We start from the raw sequence: 1,099 nt of genomic DNA, 5'->3' as shown, positions 1-1,099 counted from the left end.
CTGTTAAAATAGAAAAGGTTAATGATAAAACAACGATTTATAAAACCACAGCTACTGCCGATTCTGATAAATATAAAATATCTCAAATATTAAATTTAAATTTCATTAAAGATAAAACTTATGACAAAGATACATTGATTGTCAAAGCTACTGGTAATATTCATTCAGGGTTTCAAAAGCCTGATCCCAATGATTATTATTCATCCTTCTTGCTTTGGGGTGGACAATATAATGTCGGATTAACAGCGGAAAACGGAGATTCTACAACTATTGTTGATTACGCACCTAAAAATCAAAATGAAAGTTTTCAAGTTCAAGAAACTCTCAGTTATGGTGGGGGCGGAGATATTAATATTTCTAATAATCCGTCAGGTAGTTTAAATGGGAAATATTCTTTCTCAGAAACTATTAGTTATAAGCAAGAAAATTATAGAACGCTTATTAATAGAAAAACGAATAATAAACACGTTGGATGGGGAGTAGAGGCGCATAAAATTATGAACAATGGCTGGGGACCATATAGCCGTGATGCTGATGATAACGGTGGAAATTTTGGTAATGAATTGTTCTTAAAATCAAGAAATCAAAGCGGTAATGCCGGTGAGAACTTTATACCAGAGTATCAAATGCCTTTATTATCACGTGGAAACTTCAATCCGGAATTTTTAGGAGTTTTAACCCATAAAGAAGACGATAAACAAAAAACAAAATTAAAAGTTACATATCAAACTGAGACAGATTTATATAAAATATATTGGGATGGATTTTTCTGGGCAGGTCAAAATCAAAAACGATATGAAGTAAAAACATTCACTGCTGTGTACGAAATTGATTGGCAAAATCACAGCGCTAAGTTGATAGAACAAACTTCAAAACCTATTTAACATATAGAAGCTCATAGCTATAATGCTTAATTATTTAATCAAAAGAATTTAATAAGAGCGCTTTCGTATAGTTGTTCACTCTTCAATTATAACGGAAGCGTTTTTGTTTATCACAAAGAAGATTATATTTTGTATTGTTATTTGAAATGGTAAAAGTTGATAATCCAAGATAAAGTCAAATGTATTTAACGATTTGTAATTTTATCTAATATACT

The 1,099-nt window shown here is 30.5% G+C and carries 1 protein-coding gene; it reads left to right on the top strand.

Features of this window, described 5'->3' with window-relative positions; genetic code table 11:
• A partial coding sequence (locus CD118_RS11280; RefSeq protein ID WP_103356718.1) for a beta-channel forming cytolysin occupies window positions 1-884 on the top strand: 884 nt, incomplete at its 5' end.
• Window positions 885-1,099: the final 215 nt, after the last annotated feature.

Source organism: Staphylococcus coagulans, from assembly GCF_002901995.1.
Classification (GTDB): domain Bacteria; phylum Bacillota; class Bacilli; order Staphylococcales; family Staphylococcaceae; genus Staphylococcus; species Staphylococcus coagulans.
The sequence above is the reverse complement of the archived record's forward strand: the minus strand, read 5'-3'. Positions and strand labels throughout refer to the sequence as shown.